Source organism: Actinoplanes solisilvae (assembly GCF_003999975.1).
GTDB lineage: Bacteria > Actinomycetota > Actinomycetes > Mycobacteriales > Micromonosporaceae > Actinoplanes > Actinoplanes solisilvae.
Genome location: NZ_RJAC01000013.1, coordinates 219,100 through 241,233, shown reverse-complemented (window position 1 = coordinate 241,233; position 22,134 = coordinate 219,100). Strand labels below are relative to the sequence as shown.

Annotated in this window: 23 protein-coding genes; 9 read left to right on the top strand and 14 right to left on the bottom strand. The window is 70.0% G+C overall.

Annotated elements, in window-relative coordinates; genetic code table 11:
- Positions 1-53 precede the first annotated feature (53 nt).
- Together EER30_RS28905 and EER30_RS28900 are read left to right on the top strand one after the other, a co-directional pair.
- Positions 54-761 carry a TIGR03943 family putative permease subunit gene (locus tag EER30_RS28905; RefSeq protein ID WP_127503764.1) on the top strand — a complete coding sequence of 236 codons (708 nt, stop codon included), beginning with the start codon at positions 54-56 and terminating at the stop codon, positions 759-761.
- Positions 758-1,831, top strand: coding sequence for a hypothetical protein (locus EER30_RS28900; RefSeq protein ID WP_127503763.1), 1,074 nt, complete (start codon positions 758-760; stop codon positions 1,829-1,831). Before EER30_RS28905 ends, EER30_RS28900 begins: the two co-directional genes overlap by 4 nt.
- Here EER30_RS28900 and EER30_RS28895 read toward each other — a convergent pair.
- From EER30_RS28895 to EER30_RS28880, 4 genes are all read right to left on the bottom strand, one after another.
- Entirely contained in the window at positions 1,797-2,795 is a 999-nt protein-coding gene (locus EER30_RS28895; RefSeq protein WP_164842513.1) for a serine hydrolase domain-containing protein, read from the bottom strand. The genes EER30_RS28900 and EER30_RS28895 overlap by 35 nt on opposite strands.
- Before the next feature lie 661 nt (positions 2,796-3,456).
- Positions 3,457-4,767: an extracellular catalytic domain type 1 short-chain-length polyhydroxyalkanoate depolymerase gene (locus EER30_RS28890; protein ID WP_127503761.1), complete on the bottom strand. Its 1,311-nt coding sequence runs from the start codon at positions 4,765-4,767 to the stop codon at positions 3,457-3,459.
- Between the two features lie 129 nt (positions 4,768-4,896).
- The gene (locus EER30_RS28885; protein WP_127503760.1) at positions 4,897-6,279 is read right to left on the bottom strand and encodes a glycoside hydrolase family 10 protein; all 1,383 of its coding nucleotides are present in this window, start codon (positions 6,277-6,279) and stop codon (positions 4,897-4,899) included.
- A 202-nt stretch (positions 6,280-6,481) separates the two neighbouring features.
- Positions 6,482-7,246 (bottom strand): IclR family transcriptional regulator domain-containing protein, encoded by a 765-nt coding sequence (locus tag EER30_RS28880; protein ID WP_240670364.1) that lies wholly within the window; start codon positions 7,244-7,246, stop codon positions 6,482-6,484.
- A gap of 118 nt (positions 7,247-7,364) precedes the next feature.
- Between EER30_RS28880 and EER30_RS47365 the strand changes: the two genes are divergently transcribed.
- From EER30_RS47365 to EER30_RS28865, 4 genes are read left to right on the top strand one after another with little or no spacing between them, the layout of a single operon-like run.
- Entirely contained in the window at positions 7,365-7,523 is a 159-nt protein-coding gene (locus EER30_RS47365; RefSeq protein ID WP_164842512.1) for a hypothetical protein, read from the top strand.
- Positions 7,520-8,302, top strand: a complete 783-nt coding sequence (locus EER30_RS28875; RefSeq protein WP_205650463.1) for an ABC transporter permease — start codon at positions 7,520-7,522, stop codon at positions 8,300-8,302. The genes EER30_RS47365 and EER30_RS28875 overlap by 4 nt, the downstream gene beginning before the upstream one ends.
- Positions 8,299-9,063, top strand: coding sequence for an ABC transporter permease (locus EER30_RS28870; protein ID WP_127503758.1), 765 nt, complete (start codon positions 8,299-8,301; stop codon positions 9,061-9,063). The genes EER30_RS28875 and EER30_RS28870 overlap by 4 nt, the downstream gene beginning before the upstream one ends.
- Positions 9,064-9,078: 15 nt before the next feature.
- Positions 9,079-9,867: an ABC transporter ATP-binding protein gene (locus EER30_RS28865; protein WP_127503757.1), complete on the top strand. Its 789-nt coding sequence runs from the start codon at positions 9,079-9,081 to the stop codon at positions 9,865-9,867.
- Between the two features lie 25 nt (positions 9,868-9,892).
- Here EER30_RS28865 and EER30_RS28860 read toward each other — a convergent pair whose 3' ends face one another.
- The 4 genes from EER30_RS28860 to EER30_RS28845 form a co-directional block, all read right to left on the bottom strand.
- On the bottom strand, positions 9,893-10,111 hold the full coding sequence (locus EER30_RS28860; protein WP_127503756.1) for a hypothetical protein: 219 nt from the start codon (positions 10,109-10,111) through the stop codon (positions 9,893-9,895).
- 23 nt (positions 10,112-10,134) lie between these two features.
- A complete protein-coding gene (locus tag EER30_RS28855; RefSeq protein ID WP_127503755.1) occupies positions 10,135-10,584 on the bottom strand; it encodes an NACHT N-terminal helical domain 7-containing protein in 450 nt (149 codons plus the stop codon).
- A 5-nt stretch (positions 10,585-10,589) separates the two neighbouring features.
- Positions 10,590-11,594: a hypothetical protein gene (locus EER30_RS28850; protein WP_127503754.1), complete on the bottom strand. Its 1,005-nt coding sequence runs from the start codon at positions 11,592-11,594 to the stop codon at positions 10,590-10,592.
- Positions 11,595-11,680: 86 nt separating this feature from the next.
- Positions 11,681-12,724, bottom strand: coding sequence for an alpha/beta hydrolase (locus EER30_RS28845; RefSeq protein WP_127503753.1), 1,044 nt, complete (start codon positions 12,722-12,724; stop codon positions 11,681-11,683).
- A 129-nt stretch (positions 12,725-12,853) separates the two neighbouring features.
- On the opposite strand from EER30_RS28845, the gene EER30_RS28840 reads away from it, so the two are divergent.
- Positions 12,854-14,125, top strand: coding sequence for a GlnX family signal transduction membrane protein (locus EER30_RS28840; protein WP_240670363.1), 1,272 nt, complete (start codon positions 12,854-12,856; stop codon positions 14,123-14,125).
- A 10-nt stretch (positions 14,126-14,135) separates the two neighbouring features.
- Positions 14,136-15,155 carry a phosphate ABC transporter substrate-binding protein PstS gene (gene pstS / locus EER30_RS28835; protein WP_127503751.1) on the top strand — a complete coding sequence of 340 codons (1,020 nt, stop codon included), beginning with the start codon at positions 14,136-14,138 and terminating at the stop codon, positions 15,153-15,155.
- Between the two features lie 192 nt (positions 15,156-15,347).
- On the opposite strand, the gene EER30_RS28825 is transcribed toward pstS, so the two are convergent.
- Together EER30_RS28825 and EER30_RS28820 are read right to left on the bottom strand one after the other, a co-directional pair.
- On the bottom strand, positions 15,348-16,598 hold the full coding sequence (locus EER30_RS28825) for a helix-hairpin-helix domain-containing protein (RefSeq protein ID WP_127503750.1): 1,251 nt from the start codon (positions 16,596-16,598) through the stop codon (positions 15,348-15,350).
- Positions 16,599-17,096: 498 nt separating this feature from the next.
- Positions 17,097-17,360, bottom strand: coding sequence for a GlsB/YeaQ/YmgE family stress response membrane protein (locus tag EER30_RS28820; protein ID WP_127503749.1), 264 nt, complete (start codon positions 17,358-17,360; stop codon positions 17,097-17,099).
- 929 nt (positions 17,361-18,289) lie between these two features.
- Between EER30_RS28820 and EER30_RS28805 the strand changes: the two genes are divergently transcribed.
- Positions 18,290-18,700: a nitroreductase family deazaflavin-dependent oxidoreductase gene (locus tag EER30_RS28805; protein ID WP_127503747.1), complete on the top strand. Its 411-nt coding sequence runs from the start codon at positions 18,290-18,292 to the stop codon at positions 18,698-18,700.
- Positions 18,701-18,766: 66 nt separating this feature from the next.
- On the opposite strand, the gene EER30_RS28800 is transcribed toward EER30_RS28805, so the two are convergent.
- Genes EER30_RS28800 through EER30_RS28785 form a run of 4 tightly spaced genes read right to left on the bottom strand, consistent with a single transcriptional unit; the run spans position 18,767 to position 22,029 of the window.
- Positions 18,767-19,225, bottom strand: a complete 459-nt coding sequence (locus EER30_RS28800) for an SRPBCC family protein (protein WP_127503746.1) — start codon at positions 19,223-19,225, stop codon at positions 18,767-18,769.
- Positions 19,222-19,554, bottom strand: a complete 333-nt coding sequence (locus EER30_RS28795) for an ArsR/SmtB family transcription factor (RefSeq protein ID WP_127503745.1) — start codon at positions 19,552-19,554, stop codon at positions 19,222-19,224. The genes EER30_RS28800 and EER30_RS28795 overlap by 4 nt, the downstream gene beginning before the upstream one ends.
- Positions 19,555-19,610: 56 nt before the next feature.
- On the bottom strand, positions 19,611-20,861 hold the full coding sequence (locus EER30_RS28790) for an erythromycin esterase family protein (RefSeq protein WP_127503744.1): 1,251 nt from the start codon (positions 20,859-20,861) through the stop codon (positions 19,611-19,613).
- Positions 20,842-22,029 carry an acyltransferase family protein gene (locus EER30_RS28785; protein WP_127503743.1) on the bottom strand — a complete coding sequence of 396 codons (1,188 nt, stop codon included), beginning with the start codon at positions 22,027-22,029 and terminating at the stop codon, positions 20,842-20,844. The genes EER30_RS28790 and EER30_RS28785 overlap by 20 nt, the downstream gene beginning before the upstream one ends.
- Between the last annotated feature and the right edge of the window lie 105 nt (positions 22,030-22,134).

Here is a 22,134-nt window from a genome sequence, read left to right as displayed (position 1 = left end):
GTACCGGGCTTCCTCCCGGCCCTGAAGGACCGGGTTTCCGCCCTTGATGTCAGGTGAGCCGGCTGACTCAGGGCGTGCTGTTGCTGCTGTTCGGCGGGGCGCTGCTGCGTGCCTCGTTCACCGATCTCTACCTGCGCTACGTCAAGGAGGGGTTGCAGCCCTTCCTGATCGCGACGGGGGTGCTGCTGGTCGCGGCGGCGGTCATGACGATCTGGTACTCCTTCCGGTCGTCTCGTCACTCCGCTTCAGAAGAACACGATCACGCGCCCGGGGTGGGGTGGCTTCTCATCCTGCCGGTGCTCGGGTTGTTGCTGGTGGCGCCGCCAGCCCTGGGGTCGTACGCGGCTAGTCAGGCGGGCAGCGTTGTCGCGGCGCCGGTCGGGGACTCGTCGTATCCCCCGCTTCCTGAGGGGGATCCGGCCGAGCTGAGCATTCTCGACTACGCGTCGCGGGCACTCTTCGACTCGGGTAAGAGCCTGTCGGGTCGCGACCTGCGGATGACCGGGTTCATCACCACCGCCCCGGACGGCAAACCGATGCTGGCGCGGATCGTCCTGTCGTGCTGCGCGGCCGACGGGCGGCCCATCAAGCTCGGGCTGAGCGGGAGCGCCCCCATCGACGTACCGGCGGACACATGGGTCGAGGTCGTCGGCGTCTACACCGCCCAGACAACGAAAGACCCGGTGAACAATGTGGACGTCGCCTTCCTCGAGGTGAAAACCTGGAAAGAGGTCCCCCAGCCGAAGCAGCCGTACGCGTGAAGCCGCGCTGGCCTTCCATCGCGGCGCTCGCCGTGGCCCTCGCAGCGGGCACCGCGTTGATCACCGGCTCGATCGGCGGCTCCTCGGCCCCGATCGCGCCCACGCGCACGTCCGCCTTGTCGGCCTGGCCGGACGCGGCTCGCGGCGAGATGGCGGCCGGGCTGGACGACGGGCCGCTCTTCTCGCCGTCGATGTTCCTCGACACGGCGACGGCGATCGGGACCGCGCCGGCCCCGAACGGTGCGGAGACGCGGCTGCTGGTGCGCTCCCCCGCCGGGATGCGCGAGCTACGCCGGGTGTCGCTGGCCGACAATCCGCAGTTCGAGGCGTTCACGGCCACCGACGATCAGCTCTTCTGGGCCGAGTCGACGGCCGCGTCGCCCGCCGTGCGGCTCTGGACCGCGCCGCGCGCCGGTGGGGCGGCGCGCCTGCTGACTCGCGACACTGGAAGCGCGGTCTTCTACGGCACCCAGTACGACCTGGTGGTCGCTGAGGGGCGTCTACGCTGGACGGCTGCGGCCGGGTCGACGGCGACCCAGATCCGCTCGATCCCGGTCGGCGGCGGAAGTGTTTCCGTGCGTACGGAACCGGGCCAGTGGTCGCAGTCGGCGTGGCCTTGGCTGGTCGACGACGGCAGCACGTCGGGCGAGCCGCGGCTGCGCAATCTGGCCACCAACCGGGACGTGGCCGTGGCGAACTCGGGACTGGCCCAGCTCACCTGCAACCCGTCCTGGTGCCGGGCGATGATCATGGGAGAGGAGACGCCGGCCGCCATCGAACTGGTGCGGCCCGACGGTTCCGACCGCCGCCGCATCGCCGGGGGCGCCGCCCAGGCCGCCGTCACCGACGTGGCGATCCTCGACCGCTTCGAGATCCTGGCCGAGCCCGGCCCTGCCAGCGACGTGACCGGAGCATCGGGCCTGGTCGTCTACGACCTCGCGACCGGCCGGACCGTCGACATCGCCCCGAACGTGGACGGCGCCTTCGCGCGGGGCGGCCTGCTGTGGTGGTCGACCACCGGTGACTACGAGGAGATCACCTGGCACACGCTCGACCTGCGGACAGTCTGACCACGCGCGCCAGGAACTCTTCGGTGGCCGGGCCACCGGTCAGGCCGAAGGTCATGGAGACGGTCAACTGCCAGGACGCGTCGGTGGAGTGGAACGACCAGGTGCGGTAGCCATGGAAGCCACCGTCCTTGCCCATCACCCCGGGCACGCCGTATCTGGTGAGGCCGAGGCCGCCCTCGAGCATCTCGCGCCGTTCGGGTACGCCGAGCAGGTTGCCGGTCAGCAACTCGGCGAAGAACCGGTTGAGGTCGGCCGCCGTGGAGATCATGCCGCCCGCCGAACCGGCCTGCGACGAGTTGTAGACCGACACGTCGACCGGTTCGCCGGCCACCGCGAGATAGCCGTGGGCGTGCGGTTCCGGCAACCGCTCCACGTCGTCCCTCGTACGGCGCAGATCGAGGGGACGCAGCATTCGTCGCGCGATCTGGTCGCCGTAGGGGCTGTTGGTGACTTTCTCGATGAGCATGCCGAGCAGGACGAAGGCCGTGTTGTTGTAGGCGCGTGCAGTGCCCGGCGGGAAGTCAGGGGCTTTGCGGCGGGCCGGGAGGATCACCTCGTGCGGGGTCCAGCGTCTGAACCGATCACGAAGGATGCCGTACGGGGTCAGATCGCGCGTGTAGTTGTAGAGCCCGCTGGTGTGGTTCAGCAGCTGGCGGATCGTGATGGCGGCCGCGCCCGGAACGACGTCGGGCAGCCAGCGCTGGACCGTGTCGTCCAGCCCGACCCGGCCCTCGGCGACGAGTTGCAGAACGACCGTCGCGGTGAACGTCTTGGTCACGCTGCCGATCCGGAACCAGCCTGCCGGGTCGACCGGCCGCTCGGTGCCCAGCTCGGCCACCCCGCTGGCGGCTCGCCAGGTGCCGTGCTCGTCCCGCAGCTCGGCGAGTGCACCCGGCGCCCCCTCGGCAACCAGCTCGTCAAGAGCCTGCTGCAGCCACGCCGGCTGCTGATGATTCGCCTTCATTGGGCCTCCTCGACCTGAAGGGACGGACGGGCTTCGTCGATCTTCTGCGGGACCTCGATGCACGCCGGGCCAGGCCGAACCGACGATCGCGCTGGCCGAGCTACCCGGAGAGCCTCCGGGGTCGAGGTCTGGGCCGGGAAGCCCGGTGCGGGCATCAGGTTCGCGTGGCCCGCTCGCGGTGATCGGTTGGCTCGCTCGGTGGCTGGCTGTTACGTGGCGCATGCAGGGCGAGTGGCCGCGCCGCGCGGCACCACGACGCCGGCGCGCCTGGAAAGCCCCGGCTATCACCGGTCCACCGTAACTGGGCCGGACGAACCGGGTGTCGCCACCGGGCCTCCCGGCGCAGACCCCTCGGCCCGGGACCGCTGAGGACAGACCACCACGATCAAGACTCTCCAGCGGGAGCCTCCCACCCACCCGGGATGGCAGAGGCACTATCCCTCCGCGGACGGCTGCGTTTTCGTTGTCCACAGGCACGGTTCGCGGTCGTCCGCTTGTCCACAGGCGGCTGCGGCTTCTTGTCGACCGTCACGCGGAACGGATTAGGCTCGGGTCCAGAAGGTGGAATGAGGGGTGCCGCGGCGGAGGACGATGCCGCCGCGGCACCCCGCGCCCGGACGTGCGCCCGGCCTAGCCCGTTGGCCGGGCGCCGCGTACGGGCTCAGGAACAGGCCGCGCCGTTGAGCGTGTAGCTCGTCGGGGCGGTGCTGTTCCCGGTGTGGGTGGCCTGGAAGCCGATGGAGACCGACGAGCCGGGGGTGATCGTGCCGTTGTAGCTGACGTTGCGGGCGGTCACCTGGCCTGACGTCGGCGAGTAGGTGGCGTTCCAGCCGGACGTGATCGTCTGGCCGGTGGGGAGGGTGAAGGACAGGGTCCAGCCGTTGACCGGGGCGGTGCCGGTGTTCGCGATCGTGAGCTGGGTGGTCAGGCCGGTGTTCCAGCCGTTCACTGCCGCCGTGACCCGGCAGGTGCCCGCGGTCGGGGGCGGGGTCGTCGGCGGCGGTGTTGTCGGGGGCGGGGTCGTCGGCGGCGGTGTCGTGGGAGGCGGCGTGGTGGTCGTGTCCAGGCCGAAGAACGCGATGGCCAGGCGGGCCATGCCGCTCAACGGCAGCGAGTGACCTACGCCGGCGACGCTGATTCCCTCCACGGGGGCCTGGACGGTGGAGGAGCCGTATCGCGTACGGGTCCAGTTGCTCTGCGGAGTGTCGGTGAAGACGGGGGTCTGGCTGACGCCCAGCACGTTGGTCCATTGTTTGAGCTGCTCGGCGAAGTTCGGGTATTGCAGGGTGCTGTCGGTGGTGCCGTGGACCACCTGCATGCGTGGGCGGCGGCCCGAGTAGCCGGGATAGGCGGCGCGGACCAGGTCGCCCCATGCCTGGCCCGTACGGGAGATCTGACCGTTGGCGCAGGCGCTGTTCCACATCGAGCCGTCCGTGGTGGCGAAGCAGCCGAACGGTACGCCCATGAACGCGGAACCGGCGGCGAACACGTCCGGGTAGTCGCCGAGCAGGACGTTGGTCATCATCGCGCCCGAGGACGCGCCGGTGACGAAGGTGCGGTTCGGGTCGGTGTTGTAGCGCTGCTGCACGTAGCGGACCATCGACACGATGCCGACCGGGTCGCTGGTGCCGTCGTGCCGCAGGGCGCCCGGCGTGGACACGTCGTAGCAGCTGCCGGAACGGGTCGCCGACGGATAGACGACGATGAAGCCGTACTGGTCGGCGAGCGACGCGAACTCCGTACCCGAATGGAACGCGGGACCCGAGCCGGTGCAGTAGTGGACGGCGACCAGCAGGGCCGGGTTGGCGGCGACGCGGTCGGACACGTAGAGGTGCATGCGCAGGTTGGTGGGGTTGGCACCGAAACCGGTGACCTCCTGGAGGCTCGCGGCCGCGGCGGGGGACGCGGGGACGAGGAGCGCGACTCCGGCGATCGCCACTGCGGCGACTGCGGCACGCCAGAATTTCAACATGTCAATCCTTTCGCCTGGCCGCGGACGCCCGGTGGAAAGCATCCGCGGCCAGGCCGGTCAACGGGCCGTACGGGAAGCAGCGGCGCCGAGTCCGGTCAGGGGCCGCGCGGGAGGCGGCACCCGGTCCGTTCAGCGGGCCGTGCAGGAGGCGGTGCCGGGGCCGGTTCCCGTGCCCTGGAAGCCGAACTCGGTGCTGGCGCCCGCGTTGACGGTGCCGTTGTAGGCGACGTTGGCGAAGTTCACCGTGCCGCTCGAACCGCTGGCCTGGGCGTTCCACGTGTTGGTGACCGCGGCGCCCGAGGGCAAAGTCAGACCGGCAGACCATCCGGTGAGCTGGTTACCTCCGGCGGTGACCCGTACGGTCGCCACGAACCCGCCGTTCCACTGGTTCAGGGAGACCGTGGCGGTGCAACCCGATCCGCTCGGTGGCGGTGTTGTGGTGGCCGGGGGCGGCGTGGTGGTCGGCGGCGGGTCGGTGGGCTGGCCGTTGTTCAGGGCGGCCAGAGCCGAGGTGTACGCGGCCTTCTTGTTGCCGCTGTTGTCGAAGAGCAGCGGGGTGCCGCTGGCCCGCCACGAGTCCGAGTCACGGATGCCCCACACGGTGATGCCGTTGCAGCGGGTCACCGCCAGGCAGGCGCGCACGGCGGAGGCGTACGAATTGGCCTGGGTTGATCCTGACCCCTCGATGTCGAGCTCGGTGATCTGGACGTCGACGCCGAGATTGGCGAACCGCTGAAGGTTGGCCTGGTAGTCCGACGGCAGCGGGGACTGCGCGTTGAAGTGGGACTGGAAGCCGACGCAGTCGATGGGGACGCCGCGGGACTTGAAGTCTTGCACCATCGCGTAGACGGCGTTGCTCTTCGCGTTCTGACCGTCCGTGTTGTAGTCGTTGTAGCAGAGCTTGGCGGCGGGATCGGCGGTTCGCGCGGCGCGGAAGGCGGCCTCGATCCAGTCGTTGCCGGTGCGCTGCAGGTTCGAGTCGCGGCGGCCGCCGCCCCCGCCGTCGGCGAAGGCCTCGTTCACGACGTCCCACGAATCGATCTTGCCGCGGTAGTAGGTGGCGACCTGGGTGACATGGTTGAGCATGGCGTTGCGCAGGGCGGTGCCGCTCAGGTTCGAGGTCCAGCCGGGCTGCTGCTGATGCCAGGCCAGGGCGTGGCCGCGGACCTTCATGCCCTGGGCGCGGGCGCGGTTCACGATCTGATCGGCCGACGAGTACGTGAAGTTGCCCTGGGACGGTTCGGTGGCGTCCCACTTCATCTCGTTCTCGGGGGTGACCGAGTTGAACTCCGTGTTGAGGATGTTGGAGTAGGTGGAGTCGCTCAGTTTGTACGCGGCGACGGCGGTGCCGAAGTAGCGGCCGGTGGCGGCGGCGGAGGCGCCGAGGGTGGTGGCGGCGTCGGCGGTGGAGGCTACGGTCAGCGCGCCGGCCGTGGCCAGGAGGCCGGCGGTCAGACCGGTGGCTACGGCGAGGACGCGCCGGCGCCGTTGGGGACGGTGTGGATCGATCATCGTTGGCCTTTCCAGCTGCTGAGGGGGACGGCACAGCCCGGGAGCGTCGGTGGGAGCGCTCCCAATCGCGCGACAGAAAGTGACCTGGATCGATGGAAGATTAACGCCGTGTTCCGATATGCACAACGGCCAATGTCGTGCCGATTTCCGGAGCGGCGGCGTGAACTGCAGGAACAGTCTCGTCGAGGTCCGGAAGTTTCGGTCAGACGCGAGGGGCGTGGTGGCCGTTCAGGCGTAGGTCGGCGTCTATCGCTGCGGTGGCGGCCAGCAGTGGGGGCAGGAGGCGGCGGCGCATGGTGTCGAGGGTGGCGCGGGCCGCGTGGACGGAGATGTTCACGGCGGCGGCGACCGTGCCGGCTCGGTCGTGGACGGGGGCGGCTATCGCGCGCAGGCCCTCTTCGAGTTCCTGGTCGACGATCGAGTAGCCCTGGGACCGCACCCGGGACAGCTCGGCGCGCAGCGCCTCGGCCGAGGACACGGTCTTGCCCGTGAGGCGGCTCAGCGGGACCCGGTCGAGGTAGGCGTCGAGATCGGGTGGGGACAGGGAAGCCAGCAGCACCCGGCCCATCGACGTGGCGTACGCGGGAAATCTGGTGCCGAGATTGATCGACACGGCCATGATGCGGCTGGTGGGGACGCGGGCCACGTAGACGATGTCGTCACCGTCGAGGATGGACAGCGAGGAGGACTCGTGGACCTGTTGGACCAGGCGTTCGAGGTGGGGTGCGGCGACCTCGGGCAGCGACAGGCTCGACAGGAAGGCGTATCCGAGCTCGAGCACGCGCGGCGTCAGGCTGAACAGGCGCCCATCGGTGCGCACGTAGCCCAGGTCGGCCAGGGTCAGCAGGAAGCGGCGAGCGGCGGCCCGGGTGAGGTCGCAGATCTTGGCCACCTCGCTGAGGGTCAGCTCGGAGTGTTGCGCGTCGAAGGCCCGGATGACCGCGAGCCCACGCTCGAGCGATTGCACGTGATGCGGCTGCCTCATCACGGGATCGACAAAGATCGTTGACGTGACACGGCGCACATCCTAGCGTTCACATCGAGAACTTTCGTTCGCAATGCGCACAGCTTACCGGAGGAAACGAATGCGACGTGTCTTCACGGGGATAGCGACATCGATAGCTCTGACTGCTCTGCTGGCCGGCTGTGGATCATCGGGCGGAGGCGAGACCGAGACGAGCGGCGGCGTCGACCACGGCATCTTCGGCGGCGCGACCCCCGACGTGGCGAAGCTCCTGCCGTGACGAAACGCCTAGGCAACCCGGTTCTGCTCGGTCTCGCCGGGCTGGCCGGGCTGCTCCTGCTCGTCGAGGCGCTCCCCCGGCTCGGCCTGGTCAACGACGCCTACCTGCCGCCGACCAGCCGAATCGCGACAGCGCTGTTCGACGAGCTCGCCACCGCCGAGTTCTGGCGGGCCGTCGGCGATACCCTGACCGGCTGGGCGATCGGCCTGGCCATCGCCGTGACCGCCGGGGTCGTCGTGGGGATCGTCGTCGGGGCGATCCCCGTGCTCAGGGCCGCGACGGCGTCGACGGTCGAGTTCCTGCGGCCGATCCCGTCGGTGGCGCTGATCCCGCTCGCGGTGCTGCTCTACGGCACCGACCTCGGCTCGGTTCTGCTGCTGGTCGTCTACGCCGCGTTCTGGCAGGTGCTGGTCCAAGTCCTGTACGGCGTGGCCGACGTGGACCCGGTCGCCGACGAGACCGCACGCAGTTTCCGGTTCGGCACGTGGGCCCGCGTTCGCCACGTCCTGTGGCCGACAGCCTTGCCGTACGTCTTCACGGGCGTTCGCCTGGCCGCATCGGTGGCCCTGGTTCTGGCCGTGACCGCGGAACTCGTCATCGGCGCGCCCGGTCTCGGCAAGTCGATCGCCGTCGCGCAGTCCTCTGGAGCGGTTCCGGTCATGTACGCCCTGGTCGCCGTCACCGGCCTGCTCGGGGTGGCGATCAACCTGGCCGCCCGCGTGTTCGAGCGCCGCACGCTGGCCTGGCACCAATCCGTACGCGGGGAGATCCCAGCATGAAACGCGTCGCGTACGTCCTGGGTCTGCCGGTGGTGCTGTTCGCGGCCTGGTTTCTGCTGAGCTCGGGCAGCGAGAGCTTCTACGCTCCCCCGCTGCGCACGATCCTGGCCTCGTTCGCCGACACGTGGACGCTCGACCGGCTGCGGGCCGACGTGCTGCCGAGCCTGCTGCGACTCGCCGCCGGTTACGCGGTCGCGGGCGTGCTCGGCGTGGCGATCGGCATCACGATCGGGCTCAACCGCCGCGTGCGGGCCACGGTCGAACCCGTACTCGAGTTCTTCCGGGCACTCCCACCGCCGGTCCTCGTACCGATCATCATGCTCTTCGCGGGCATCGGCGACAGCATGAAGATCATCGTGATCGCGCTGGGTTGCGTGTGGCCCATCCTGCTGAACACGGTCGAGGGTGTGCGGGCGGTCGACAGCATCCAGATCGACACCGCACGGGCGTACGGGATCAGTGGCCCCTCCCGGATCCGCCAGGTGATCCTGCCGGCCGCGTCCCCGCAGATCGCGGCCGGGCTGCGGCAGGCGCTCTCCATCGCGATCATCCTGATGGTGATCAGCGAGATGTTCGCGTCGAGCAACGGGCTCGGGTTCACCATCGTCCAGTTCCAGCGCAGCTTCGCGATCCCCGAGATGTGGAGCGGGATCATCCTGCTCGGACTGCTCGGCTTCACGCTCTCGCTGCTGTTCCGGCTCGCCGAGGGGCGGGCACTCCGCTGGTACCACGGTCTGCGCGAGGCGCAGCGCCGATCCTGAGAGAGGCGTGTTTCGATGCTCAAGGTCACCGGGTTGCGCAAGACCTACCGTTCCGGCGCGCGTGAGGTCGAGGCGCTGCGCGATCTCACGTTCACCGTCGAGAACGGCGAACTGGTCTGCCTGGTCGGACCGTCCGGCTGCGGGAAGACGACGCTGCTGCGCTGCATCGCCGGACTGCTCGACCCGAGCGGCGGCACGATCAGCCTCGACGGGCAGCCGGTGCAGGGTCCGCCCCCGGGTCTCGCGATGGTCTTCCAGGAGTACGGCCGCAGCCTGTTCCCGTGGATGACCGTGCGCGACAACGTCGAACTGCCGCTGAAACAGAAGAAGCTGCCGGCCGCGCGCCGGGCGTCGCTGGTTTCTTCCGCGTTGAGCGCGGTCGGGCTCGAGGGCACCGAGTCGGCTTATCCGTGGCAGCTCTCGGGCGGCATGCAGCAACGGGTGGCTATTGCCAGAGCCGTCGCGTACGAGCCGTCGACGCTGCTGATGGACGAACCGTTCGCGGCCGTCGACGCCCAGACCCGGGCCGACCTCGAAGACCTGGTGCGCGCGCTGTGGCAGCGACTCAACGTGACGGTCCTGTTCATCACCCACGACATCGACGAGGCGGTCTACCTGGGGCAGCGCGTCATCATGCTGTCGTCGTCCCCGACCGTGGTCCAGGATGAGATCACGGTCGACCTGCCGGCTTCCCGGGACCAGTTGCACACGCGGGCCGATGCGCGGTTCACCGAGCTGCGCACCCACGTCTACGAGCAGATCCAGGCGGCCAAGCGCGGCGCGCAGTCGACAGTTGATTCCTGACGTCCATTGCCGTGCCTGGCGAACTTCAGTCGCTCTCGCCGGGACCGGTCGCCAGCCGAGTGATCAAGGCCGGCAGGAAATGCGCGTTCGAACCAAGTCGTATTTTGCCGGACGAGTATCCTGAACGCCTCCGCAGACCTACGTGGAGATCATGCAAGGCGGATTTCACCTCATCCTTACGGGCCGCCGCCTGCGCCAGATAGATCAACGTCACGGCGGTCTCGGACCCGTCGTAGAGATTCACGTCCCGCAGCGCCGGCAAGTCGTTCAAAAGGCCGGGATGAAAACTGACGGCTGCAGGTTGGCCGTGGCCGCTTCCTTCTCCTGTTCGGACAGGGTGAATCCGCCGTAGCCGGCCTCCTCGACCGCCTCGTGGAAGACCTCGAAGTAAGCCGCTGCCACGATGGTGCTGTGCGCGGCCGCCACAAGCTCGCGCCGCTCCAGCCCGACCGTGCCGTTGATCTTCGGGCCGAAGCAGGCGACCAGCTTGCGCAGCAGGCCTCCGGCTTCGTTCTTCTGATCGACCCACTGCCATATCGGAGCCAGCACGGCCGCCCCGGCTGCGGCAGCACCACCGACGGCGGCCACGCCGGCGGCCACCCCCGACACGAGAATCACTCCGCCGAGGAGGGTGTCGAGCCGGTCGATCGTGGGCGTCTCGGTCTTGCCGAGGATCCGCAGTGCGCCACGGAACGTCAGTGAGGGCTCTCGCCGCATGGCCGCTACGTTGTCGGCGGCAGGCGACCGTCAGAAGCCCTCGGCCACGCGAGCTTGACGAGAAGGCGGTCGGTCTCGTCGTAGGTGGCGGGGTGCGGTGCGAGGCGGAGCAGCACCTCGAGCCCCGCACGGGCGCGGACACAGATCATCACGGGCTGGGTGGCGGCGTCCAGCAGCACGGCGGTCGATTGATAGTTCTGCGGATCGCAGTCGGCGGACACGGAAGCCGGCGCGATCGGGGTGATCGAGTCGGGGGCGATGAGGAAGTCGCCGATCGCGGCCTCGGCCAGGTTCTCGGCGGTGACGCTGACCGTCATCGGCGGATCCGACTGCCGGATCACCAGTGACGGGGTGCTCTCCGTGCGGTCCGGGGGCGAGGCTGAGACGCTGGGGGTCGTTTTCGACGGCACCGGTTCGGGGCGGTCGTTTCCCGGCGTGATGACTCGATCGCTTTCGGACGGTTCGGTGGTCGAGCCGCCGCCGGAGCCACGAAACCCGCCTGCGCCGCCGATCCCACCCGCGCCGTCCAGACCGCGCGTTTGGCCGCGGCCGACCCGCTCACCGGCGACGCCGTCCGTCGCGGGAGGTGCTGCGGCGCGGCCCCGCACCGGCGGTGTCAACAGATCTTCCCTGGTGGGTGACGGAGTGGGGCCGGCCGGAAGGCTGCTGGGGGTCGGCATTGTGGCCGGTGTCGCGCCGTTGTGTGGGGAGGGGAACAGCGGCAGGCAGACGAGCAGGGCGATCACCCCGGTGACCGCGCCGGTTCGGACCGCGCGCAGGTCTACCTGGCTCGTGCGCTTCATGACGACCAGGCCGGCGAAGCCCAGCAGGCCGATCAGGATGCTGACGACCTTTTCCAGCCGGTCGAGCAGGTCGCTGACGGCCGGTACCGCTACCAGCCCGAGGGCGTCGGCCACGATCAGGCCGATGACGAAGGCCGCGACTGCGGCCACGGCGATGGTGACGCAGGGACTCGTACTCTCGCTCTCCACTCGATCGTCGTCTGTCAAGACAACCACCTCGATCACAGCGGGGCGGCCCGTGCCACCCGTACTGGATCAACGACCGTTGCCCCGAGGGGATGCGGAATCGCAGGTCAGCGGTGTGCCTCGGCGGCGCGGATCTCGGGGTGGGGCGGCGCTGTCCACTTCGTACCGCCGAAACGCGACGCCAGGAACGAGCCCGCGTAGTCGACCGTGATGGCGTGGGCGCGGCGGCCGTCGAGGGAGCCGAGCGGCAACGCCCAGCGGACGGGCGCGGCCACGCGGTAGGCGGCGTAGTCGGTGAACGAGAGCCGGTCGGCCCCGGCCAGGGTGAACGTCTGACCGTCGGCCGCGGAGTCCGCGCTGCGCAACGTGAGCAGGGGGCGGCTGAAGCCGTCGGAGGCGGCCGCTCCGCCCGCCGCGCCGTCGAGCGACACCACGGCGCCGCAGCGGCCGTCGACCCGGCAGGCCTCGATCGCCGCGGTGCCGCCCAGGCCGTGACCGACGTACGCGATCTTGCCGCCGTCGGCGCGGGCACCGAACTGGAGGACGGCCCGTTCGGCCGCGAAGCGCGCGTCGGTCGCCCACACGGACACGAGCTGATCCTCGCGGGCCCGCGAAGAACCGGCCGCGCTGGCCGGCACCGGCCGGTCCTCGATCACGCTGAGGCGGGAGCTGTACGTCGGGGTCAGGCCGACGACCAGGAAACCACGGGCGGCCAGACCGGAGGCGACGGCGGCGTACTGCGGGGCCGAGTAGCCGAGATCGGGCAGCAGGACGACGACGGGGAAACGACCGTTCGCCGGGGGCACCTCGTCTCGCGTGCCGGTGCGTACGCGGTCGAAGTGGGTGGTGGCCCAGCCGAAGCGGTGCAGGCCGGCCCATTCGCCCGGCGCGTAGACCGACTCGGGGCCGGTCGCGCCTTCGGCGGCCGGATACCAGACCCAGGTCGGCAGGATGCGGGGCATGCCGCCGATCGGGGCGAACTGGTCGGTGCGGGACCGGTCGACCCACAGGTCGGTGAGGCGGCCGACGGCGTACGGGCCGGACGGTGCGAGGCTCACCGTGCGGGTGGACTGCACTTTCGCGTAGGTCAGCAGGCCCACCAGGACGGCGAGCACGATGACCGACGCCGCCATGATCCGCCCGTGTCGCACCGGTCAAGTGTGCCGGGTCGGGTCGACCACCGTTTCCTCCGGGGTGCGGCGTTCGAATTCGCCGAGAACGCTGGGTTAATTGATGAGCGCGCCGTCCGGATGGCCGCTCGCTTGCCATACCTTGAGGCCGTGCCCGCAGTTCTGGAGGCCACCCGTCGCCTCGTCCGGCCCGAGACTCCGGCCCGCCTGCGCCTCTGGCTCGCCGCGACCCTCCTGATCACCGCCGCCCTGCTCGTCTCGACCAGCCTCGTCATGGCCCGGGTCCAGCATCAGGTGCGCGTCATCGGTGACGAGGCCGCGCCGCAGGCCGCCAACGCCGCCGACCTCTACTTCGCCCTCAGCGATCTCGACGCCCAGGTGGCCCGCCTGCTGCTGACCACCGGCCGCGACGAACTCGCCGGCACCCGGATCGACGCGCTCGGCGCCTATCGCGAACGCGGCCGCCAGGTCGACGCCGCCCTGCAGTCCGCGCTGGCCACCGGCGACTCGCCCGAACTCGTGCTGCGGCTGCTCAACGGCGTCGGCGACTATCGCGAGCGCGTCTGGCAGGCCCTCACCGCCGGCCCGGCCGCCCCCGGTTACTACACGCAGGCCACCAACATCCTGCATCTCGACCTGCTCCCGGCGGCGACCAGCTTGCGCGAGGCCAGCGAGCAGAGGCTTTCCCAGGCGTACGAAGCCGAGCGCGCGACCCAGACAGCCGGGGTGATCCTCGCTGTGGTCCTGGGCGGCGCGCTGGTGATCCTGCTGATCGCTTTACAGGTGTGGCTGGCCCGGCGGTTCCGGCGCGTCCTGAACCCGGCCCTGATCACGGCGACCACACTGACCGTTCTGCTGCTGATCCCGCTGGTCGGCGTGCTGGTGGTGCAGGACCGGGCACTGGCCGAGGCGCGTGACCGCAGCCTGGTGCCTTTCCTGGAACTGTCCCGGGTTCGCGCGGTCAGCTACGACGCGGCCGCCGACACGTCGCGCTACCTGATCAGCGACGGCCTCGATCTCTACCGGCAGGACTTCGACCGCAAGGCCGAAGCTCTGCAATCGGGAGAGAGTGGGTTGGCCGCGGCCGCGGGCGGCCCCCATCACAGCGATCAGATGCTGGACCGCTGGCGTGCCTACCGCGCGGGTCACGAGCGCATCGTCAAGCTCGCCGACGACGGCAAGCGGGCCGAGGCGGTCGCGGCGCTGACCGGCATCGGGCGGGGTGACGCCGCGTTCGACTTCTCCTACTACGACGCCGCCGTCGCCGAGCTGACCGCTTCGCGTCGGAACGACTTCGACGTTACTCTGCGCGACGTCCGGCTCCTTCTCACCGGCTGGCCGTACGTGCCGGCGGCGGTGCTGGGGCTCGTCCTGCTGCTGGTGCCGCTGTCGGTCCGCAAGCGCTTCGCCGAGTTCCGCTGAGGAGGCCGCCGTGCGAAAACTCGTCGTCGTCGTGCTGGTGGCGGCCCTCGCGGCCTGCGACTCGCCCCGCCCAACGGAACGGGCCTCCATCGAGTGCGCGGCCGGGTCGGTCACCGCGCAGGGTTCGTCGGCGCAGGCCAACGCCGTCAGCGCCTGGATCAAGGACTATCAGGTGAGCTGCGACCAGGCGACCATCTCGTACGCCGGGGTGGGCTCGAGCGCCGGACTGCGCGGGTTCCTTGCCGGGCAGGGCGACTTCGCGGGTTCCGACTCGCCGATCGCCCCGGCCGACCGGGCCCGGGCGACCGCGCGCTGCAAAGGGCCGGCGCTGCACCTGCCGATGGCGGTGGGGCCGATCGCGCTGGCCTACACCGTCGCCGGCGTCGACGACCTGCGGCTGTCGCCGGCCACGATCGCGCGCATCTTCGGTGGTGAGATCACCCGCTGGAACGATCCCCGCGTCACGGCCGAGAACCCGGGCGTGACGCTTCCCGGGACACCCGTTCGTACGGTCCACCGCTCGGACGGCTCGGGCACGACGGACAACTTCCGCAAGTTCCTGGCGGCGACGGGCCCGGGGACTCGCTGGCCGCCGCGTGAGGGGATCGGGGTGGCGGGCAGCAACCGGATGGCGGCCGAGATCGAACGCACCGACGGGGCGATCGGCTACGTCGAGGCGTCGTACGCGCGATTCCACAACCTGCCGACGGTGCGGGTGGGTAACGCGTCCGGCCAGTTCGTCGCTCTGAGCGACGCGGCCGCGGCACGCACGGTCGCCGCCGCGCGCACGACCGGCACGGACGGTGACCTGCCGCTGGAACTGAACTATCGCACCGGCGATCCGCTGGCGTACCCGCTGGTTCTGGTCACCTACGAGATCGCCTGCCGGCAGGGCACTTCAGAGCTGGCCAAGAGCTTCCTTACGTACGCCGCCAGCTCCGCGGGGCAGCAGACGGCAACCCGCTCGGGCTATGCCGCGCTGCCCGAGGAACTGCGAACCGCGGTGGCCCGGTCGGTGGCGTCTCTGTAGACAGATCCGTGGACAGATCCGTGGACAGATCCGTGGACAGCTCCGCGGACAGCTCCGCGGACAGCTCCGCGGACAGCTCCGCGGACAGCTCCGCGGACAGCTCCGCGGACATCGATGCCCGGCGAACACGTGGTTCGCCGGGCATCGGGGTGTTGCTCAGCTGCTTTTTGTTGATCAGCTGCTTTGTGTTGCTCAGCTGCGGGCGTCGACCAGCTTCTTGGCCGCGTCGGGCCAGGTCGGCAGGGACGGCGACAACCGCATGCCCGCGGCGGTGACCGCGGCGCGCAGAGCCGGGACGTCGGAGTCGGCGAGCTGCTGGTAGGTGGTGAACCCACCCGCGGCGAGGGCCATCGCCATCTTCGGACCGATGCCGGCGATCTTCGTGAAGTCGTCGGGCTCGACAGCCGCCGCGGCGACCGCGACCGGCGCGGGAACAGCGGCAACCTCGTCGGCCTCCGCGATCCCCGGCACGGCCGCCGTGGTGTCCGCCGTGGACTCGAGCGACGAGAAGACGGGCTCGGCAACCACGGGCGCGGCAACGACAGGCGCAGCAACGGGCTCGTCAACCACGGCGGCGGCGAAGACCGGCTTCGCAACGACCGGCTCGGCGGCAACGAGCGCCGCAGCAACGGGCTCCGCCACGACCGGGTCGGCGACGGGCTCGACGGCGACGGGCTCCGCGACGGCGACCGGCGCGGCCTCCACGGCAACGGCGGAAGCGCCGACAACGATCGGCTCGGGCGCGACGGCAGGCTCGGGCTCGGCGGCGGGCTTCGCCGACGCGCGGGTCCGGGCGGTGCGCGGCTTCGGGGCGGGCTTGGCGGCGGGCGACGTCACGACAGCAGCGTCGGTCTCCGTCGCGGCGGGCTCGGCCGCCGCCGCGGGCTCGATCGCCGCGGCAGCCGGCTTGGGCTCGATCTCCGCCACCGGCTCGGCGACGGCCGCGACCGGCTCGGGCTCCGTGATCGTCTCGGTCTTCGTGGTCGGCTCGGCGTCCGCAGCGGCGGCCGGCTCGGCGTCCGCAGCGGCGACCGGCTCGGCGTCCACAACGGTGACCGGCTCGGCGTCCACAACGGTGACCGGCTCGGTCTTGACGACCGGGTCAGCGTCCACGACGGCGACCGGCTCGGGCTCGGGCTCGGTGGCCGACGCGATCGGCTCGGTCTTCTCGGCGGGTGTGTCGTCCGTGGCCGGCTTGGCGTCCGCGGTCGGATCGGTGGTGATCGTGGTGGATTCGGTGACCGGTTCGGGTTCCGCGGCCGGGCTGGCCTTCGGCTCGCCCTCGGTCGTCGTGGCCGCGGCGGCGGTCGCCGGGGCGGGGATGGTGTCGGCGCTTGGGGCGGGCGTCTCGACCGTGGCGCGCTTCGCGGACTTCAGTCCGTAAAACCACCCGGCGGCGAATCCGACGACGACCCCTGCAACAAGGGAGAGGAGCGATGCCATATGAAAGGCTCCGAACAATGAGAGCTGCGGATTGTAGCGGGCAGCTTCGCACATCCCCTCGTCAACGCACCATTTGGGTGGTACGAAGGAGCGACATCCAGTCACACTCCGTCATCGCCACGTCACGTCAGCCCTGATTCCGCAAAGGATCGGACGCCACTCCGCGGGCTCGCCGTCACCACGGCGGAGGAGCACAACCAGGCGCCCAGACAGCTTCCGGGCTGAGGCCAGTCCCGCCAGATCCGGCACGGGTATCAGCCCGTCGCTTCTTGATCGGCTCGCTAATCCTTGAGGTAGGGCCCTGGATCGCGCTCAAGGGGCCTACCTCCAAGATCTCGGATTGATCAAGGAGGTAGGAACCGCCTGTTTCGCCGAAGTTGGGCCCTGCCGACGAGAGACCCCACCGCGAAAGCTCCCCAGCCGTACGTGGTTCGCCGGCGACCTCCATCGGCGATGGAACGCGGAACGGCGATGGAACGCAGAGCTGCGGCTGCGCGGTCAGGAACGCCTGCGCGCGCCGGCCACCAGAGCCACTCCGCCGGCGGCCAGGGCGACCTGAAGGATCAGCTCGATCCAGTCGATGCCTCGAGTCTCGGCCACGCCGATGGCGGCGGCCAGGAAAGTGCCGATCAGGGCGGCGATGATGCCGATCAACATGGTCAGGAGGATGGAAATCTTCTGTTTGCCTGGTAGGACCAGGCGGCCCAGGGCACCGACGATGAGGCCGACGATGATGGCGGTGAAAAAGCCGGAGATCTCCATGTGCGGCTCCTGTCTCGATCGATCCCCTCCAGCATTACCGTTACCTCTCAGTGTGCTTTGGTGAGCACATGGTCGGTAGTCCTGCCTTGCAGCGGGACGGTCCCGGTCTGACCGACTGATGTCGTGCCGGGTTCACGCTTCACAGCCACCTGCCCGCATACACGGGTCTTCCGGTCGGCTCCACGTGCTGCCACCGAGCCACTCCCGGCAGTATTGTCCGACTCGACCGCGAGAGCGGCCGGGTTCAGTACGGCGTTCCGGTCCGGTCGATGACCAGCCCGCACGCCTCACAGGCGAATTCGCGCTCGGACAGAGCCGGCTTGGCTGTCACCGCGCCCCATGCCGAGCAGGTCTTGGAAAAGCGATCCCGCAACGCGCCCTTGCACAAACGTTGACATCACGGCCAGCCGCCGAGATCGCAGAGACGACACCGGAACGCACACCATCGCTCACGGCCCCCCTTCCTGCCCGCGCCCATCGGGACGAAAGCAGCCTCCCGTACCGCATGGCAACTAGTCAAGAGACATATTGTCGTCTGCCTAGGATTTGGCACGTGGCGTCGCGGCACGGCTGCCTACGGGGTACCGGTGACCGCTGCCCATTCCTTCCATTGACACCGTCACTATTGCCAACCAGTGAGCACCACCGACTATCACCACGTCAGCAGATGCCACCCCCCGACGCAACCCCGGGAACAGCCGCAGCCCAATACGCTTCGCGGGTGCGGGTGCGGGTGCGGGTGCGGGTGCGGGTGCGGGTGCGGGCGTGTTGGGTTGGGTGAGGGCCGCGGGGCCGGTATCGTACGAGGCGTGACTGCCGGGTCGGCCTTGGGCCATTACCGAGTGGGGCACCCGGACGAAGGTTGATCCGTGGGCCTCCGCTGCTTCCGTTCTCCCCAGCCAATTTTCGGGACGAGCAGGAAGCAGACGATGCCCAACCCTTTCAACCAGCAGATCATTGACGAGTTCCGGGCCAACGGCGGCCGTGTGGGCGGCCCGTTCGCCGGCAGTGAGCTCATTCTTCTGACCACCCGGGGCGCCCGCTCCGGGAAGCGGCACACCACTCCTCTGGGCTTTCTCCCGGACGGCCCGGACCGTTTCCTCGTGATCGCCTCGGCCGGCGGTGCCGTCGGCAACCCTGACTGGTTTCACAATCTGCGGGCCGACCCGTCGGTGACCGTGGAGGACGGAACCGAGGCGTACGAGGCCACCGCGGTGCCGCTCGAGGGCCGGGACCGCGACGACGCCTTCGCCCGCGCCGTGGCTTCCGACCCCGGATGGGCGGACTACCAGTCGAAGGCGGGCCGGACGATCCCCGTGGTCGCCGTGGTCCGGAGCTGACCGAAGGGGGATGGACCAGCGCGGCAACGCGGCCGGCGCCCCGGTGGACGTCGGCCGCGGGCCGGTTCAGGAGAGTTTGAGCAGGTAGGCGTCGAGCGCTTCGTAGGACTCGTTGGCGCCCGACTCCATGCCGCTCTGCAGCATGCCGTCGCGGTCGTCCTTGCTGTCGAAGGTGGACGTGGAGGTGACCGTGGTGCGGCCGCCGTCCTCGGTGAAGACGTAGTTCTCGGTGAGGATGTGGCCGGGCATCGGCTCGTACTCGAAGGTCCAGGTGAAGCCGTTCGGCGCGTCGATGGCCTTCACCTCGCCGCGGAAGGCGTGTTCCTGGCCGTCGGCGTGCTCGACGAAGCGCCACTTGCCGCCCACCTGGAAGTCGAGCGTCACGTCGAGCGGGTTGCCCCGGCCCCACCAGTGGCGGATGTGCTCGGGCTGGGTGTGACAGGCGAACACGAGGTCGCGAGGCGCGTCGAAGGTGCGGCTCATGACGATGGTCGTGTCGTCGGGGGTCTGGACGGTGATGCTCATGGTTCCTCCTGTGCTTGGAGTTCGCCCAAGTAGCTGTCCAGAGCGTCGTAGCGCTCCTCCCACAGCCGGCTGTACTGCTCGGCCCAGACGGCCACCGTGCGCACCTGGGCGGGGACGATGCGGCAGCGCCGCCTCTGGGCCTCGCGGGTTCGCACGATCAGGCCGGCTGCCTCGAGCACGTTCAGGTGTTTCGAGACGGCCTGCGGACTGATGGGAAAGTCGGCGGCGAGCTCACCCGCGGTCGCGTCGGCCGTGGCGAGACGGGCGAGGATCGCTCGTCGGGTCGGGTCGGCGAGTGCGGCGAAGACGCCGTCGATCGGATCCGGCATGACAACCACCTGGTTTATAAACTGGTAGGTTGAGAATACGCCGGGCCGCCGAGAAGTCAAACCCCTGACGGGTACGTCTCCAGTTCGTGCGTGTCCACGCGCAGGGGATGCAGGGGACGCAGCGCCCGGGTCTCGTCGAACCACAGGAACGCGTCATAGCGGTCGCCGAGGACGGACGGCACGTAGTTGCCCGCGTCGAGCTCGGGCCGGTAGACCACGCCGATCGCCCGGTGCGGCAGCGCGTCGACCAGCACGTCAGGCCGTGAGGCGAGCGGCGGGAAGACGAACAGGGCGTCAGCCGGGGCGGTGGCGTGCAGGATGTCCTCGATCGAACCCGGCCGGCCGGGTGGCACCGGTAGAGGCTCCATAGCAGCGCCCCACGAGCGCCCCGCGACGACGCTGCCACGGTGGCCGCCCAGCCCGATCAGCACGACCTGGTCGCGACCGAAGCGCTCCCGGGCCAGCGACCCGATCGTCACCTCGCCGAGCGCCGCCTGGTCGGTGGCGTTCGCGTCGCCGACATGCGTGTTGTGCGCCCACACGACGGCGCGCGACCCCGCGCCGTACCCGTGGAGCAGCCGGGCCAGCGTCGCGTCCATGTGGCGGTCGCGCACGTTCCACGCGGTCGGACCGCCCATGGCCATCGCCCGGTAGTAGTGCTCGGCGCCCGCGACGACCTCGGCGTTCTGCCACACGGCCAGGTCACGGCCGCGCAGGTCGATGAGCATGCGGACGACCGAGTCCTCGCAGCTTGCCCGCAGGAAGCGCGTCGCCCAGGCGTACGACTGAGGGTCCTCGGAATAGGCGGAGAGGCAGTGATAGGCCGCGAGCGCGGGCTCGACCGCGCCGGGATCGTTCTCGCGCAGCCACATGATGATCTCGCGCAACGACTCCCACATCGAATAGACGTCGAGCCCGTGGAAGCCGACCGACCGGGCCGACGACGCGTTGTAGGCGCACAGCCAGTCGGCGAAGTCGACGACCTCCTCGTTGGCCCACATCCAGGTCGGCCACCGTTCGTAGCCGAGCAGGGCCTCCAGCGGGGTTGCGGCGTCACCGCGCACGGCCGCGTCGACCCGTTCACAGTCGGGCCAGTCGCCCTCGACGGCGACGAACGAGAAGTCACACTCCGCGATCAGCCGGCGGGTCAGGGCGGCCCGCCACGTGTAGTACTCGTGCGTGCCGTGACTGGCCTCGCCGATCATCACGACCCGGGCGTCGCCGACCCGGTCGAGCAGAACGCCCAGGTCCCCGTCGTCGACCAGGGGCCGGGCGATCGCCGACACCTCATCCCCGTACCGGTGCATGGGGTTGGGTTACCCGCGCCGGTTTCTCCCATACGTCCGACATTCGGCGGGTCCACCGCTGCCCCGGGAGTTCGATGTAACGATGCGTCAGCCACGAGACGGCGAAGACCACCGAGAGGTACGCCATGACGAGCGCGAGCTGCCACGCCAGCGAGAGGTTCCCGGGCAGCAGCGGCCGCAAGACCAGTAACAGTACGTAGTGGGTGAGGTAGACGGAGTAGCTGATCACCCCGATCGTCGCCAGCCACCCGGGCGTACGCCATCGACGGGTCAGCATCCCCACGGCGAACGCGCCCGCGAACACCAGCAGCGTGATCACCGACCGGGCCATGTAGCGCGGGGTCAGCGCGTCGAGGGCGACGAGTTCGGCGAACCAGTTCGTCAGCAGGCCCGCGGCCACGACCGGCGCGACAACGGCGACGGGCCACCAGCCGGTCTGACCGCTGTCGGCGCGATAGATCGTGGTGCCGGTGAACATGACCGCGACGATGAGCAACCCGTCCCAGGCGTGCGAGGGTTCGGCGCCCGCGGTGACCAGCGTCAGGGCCAGCCCGCCGAGCAGCACGCCACCGGCGGTCACGGCCCAGCGCCGCCGGCTCAGCACCCCGGCCAGACCCACGACAAGAGCGATTGCCGCGTACGGGGTGCGGACGGCCTGCGGCGCGAGCGGAGCGCTCAGCACGGCGGCGACCGCGAGCAGCACGGCCAGCACCCCGTCGGCGCGCGGCCGCCGCACCGCGAACAGGGCCGTGACCAGCAGGTAGAACACCATCTCGAAGCTGAGCGTCCAGAACACCGGCGTGGCCGGGGCAACTCCGAGCAGGAACGGCACCATCGTCGCGTGCGCCACCGCGGCCGCCGCCGGGTCGGCCGGGCGATAGAAGCCGAGCAGCACCACGGCGACCGCGACCACGGCGTAGAGCGGGATCAGCCGCCCGGCCCGGCCGATCCAGAACCGGCGCAGGCTGCCGTGCCGTTCCAGCGAGGCCGGGATGATGTAGCCGCTGACCAGGAAGAACAGCATGACCCCGGCCGGTCCGGCGTGCAGCCACTCGGCGGTGAACGCGCGCGCGTCGGTCAGCAGGTATCGGCTCAGGTGGGCGTAGAGGACGAGCAGCACCGCCACGGCACGCAGCCCGTCGAGCCACGCCATCCGGGGGGCGGCCATCCGGGCACCCTACTCCGGGCGGCTGGATCACCTAAGAATGGTCAGACCAATACGTACGGTTAAAGTCCGGTATCGGGTGATCGATCCTTGCGGATGTGGCGTATG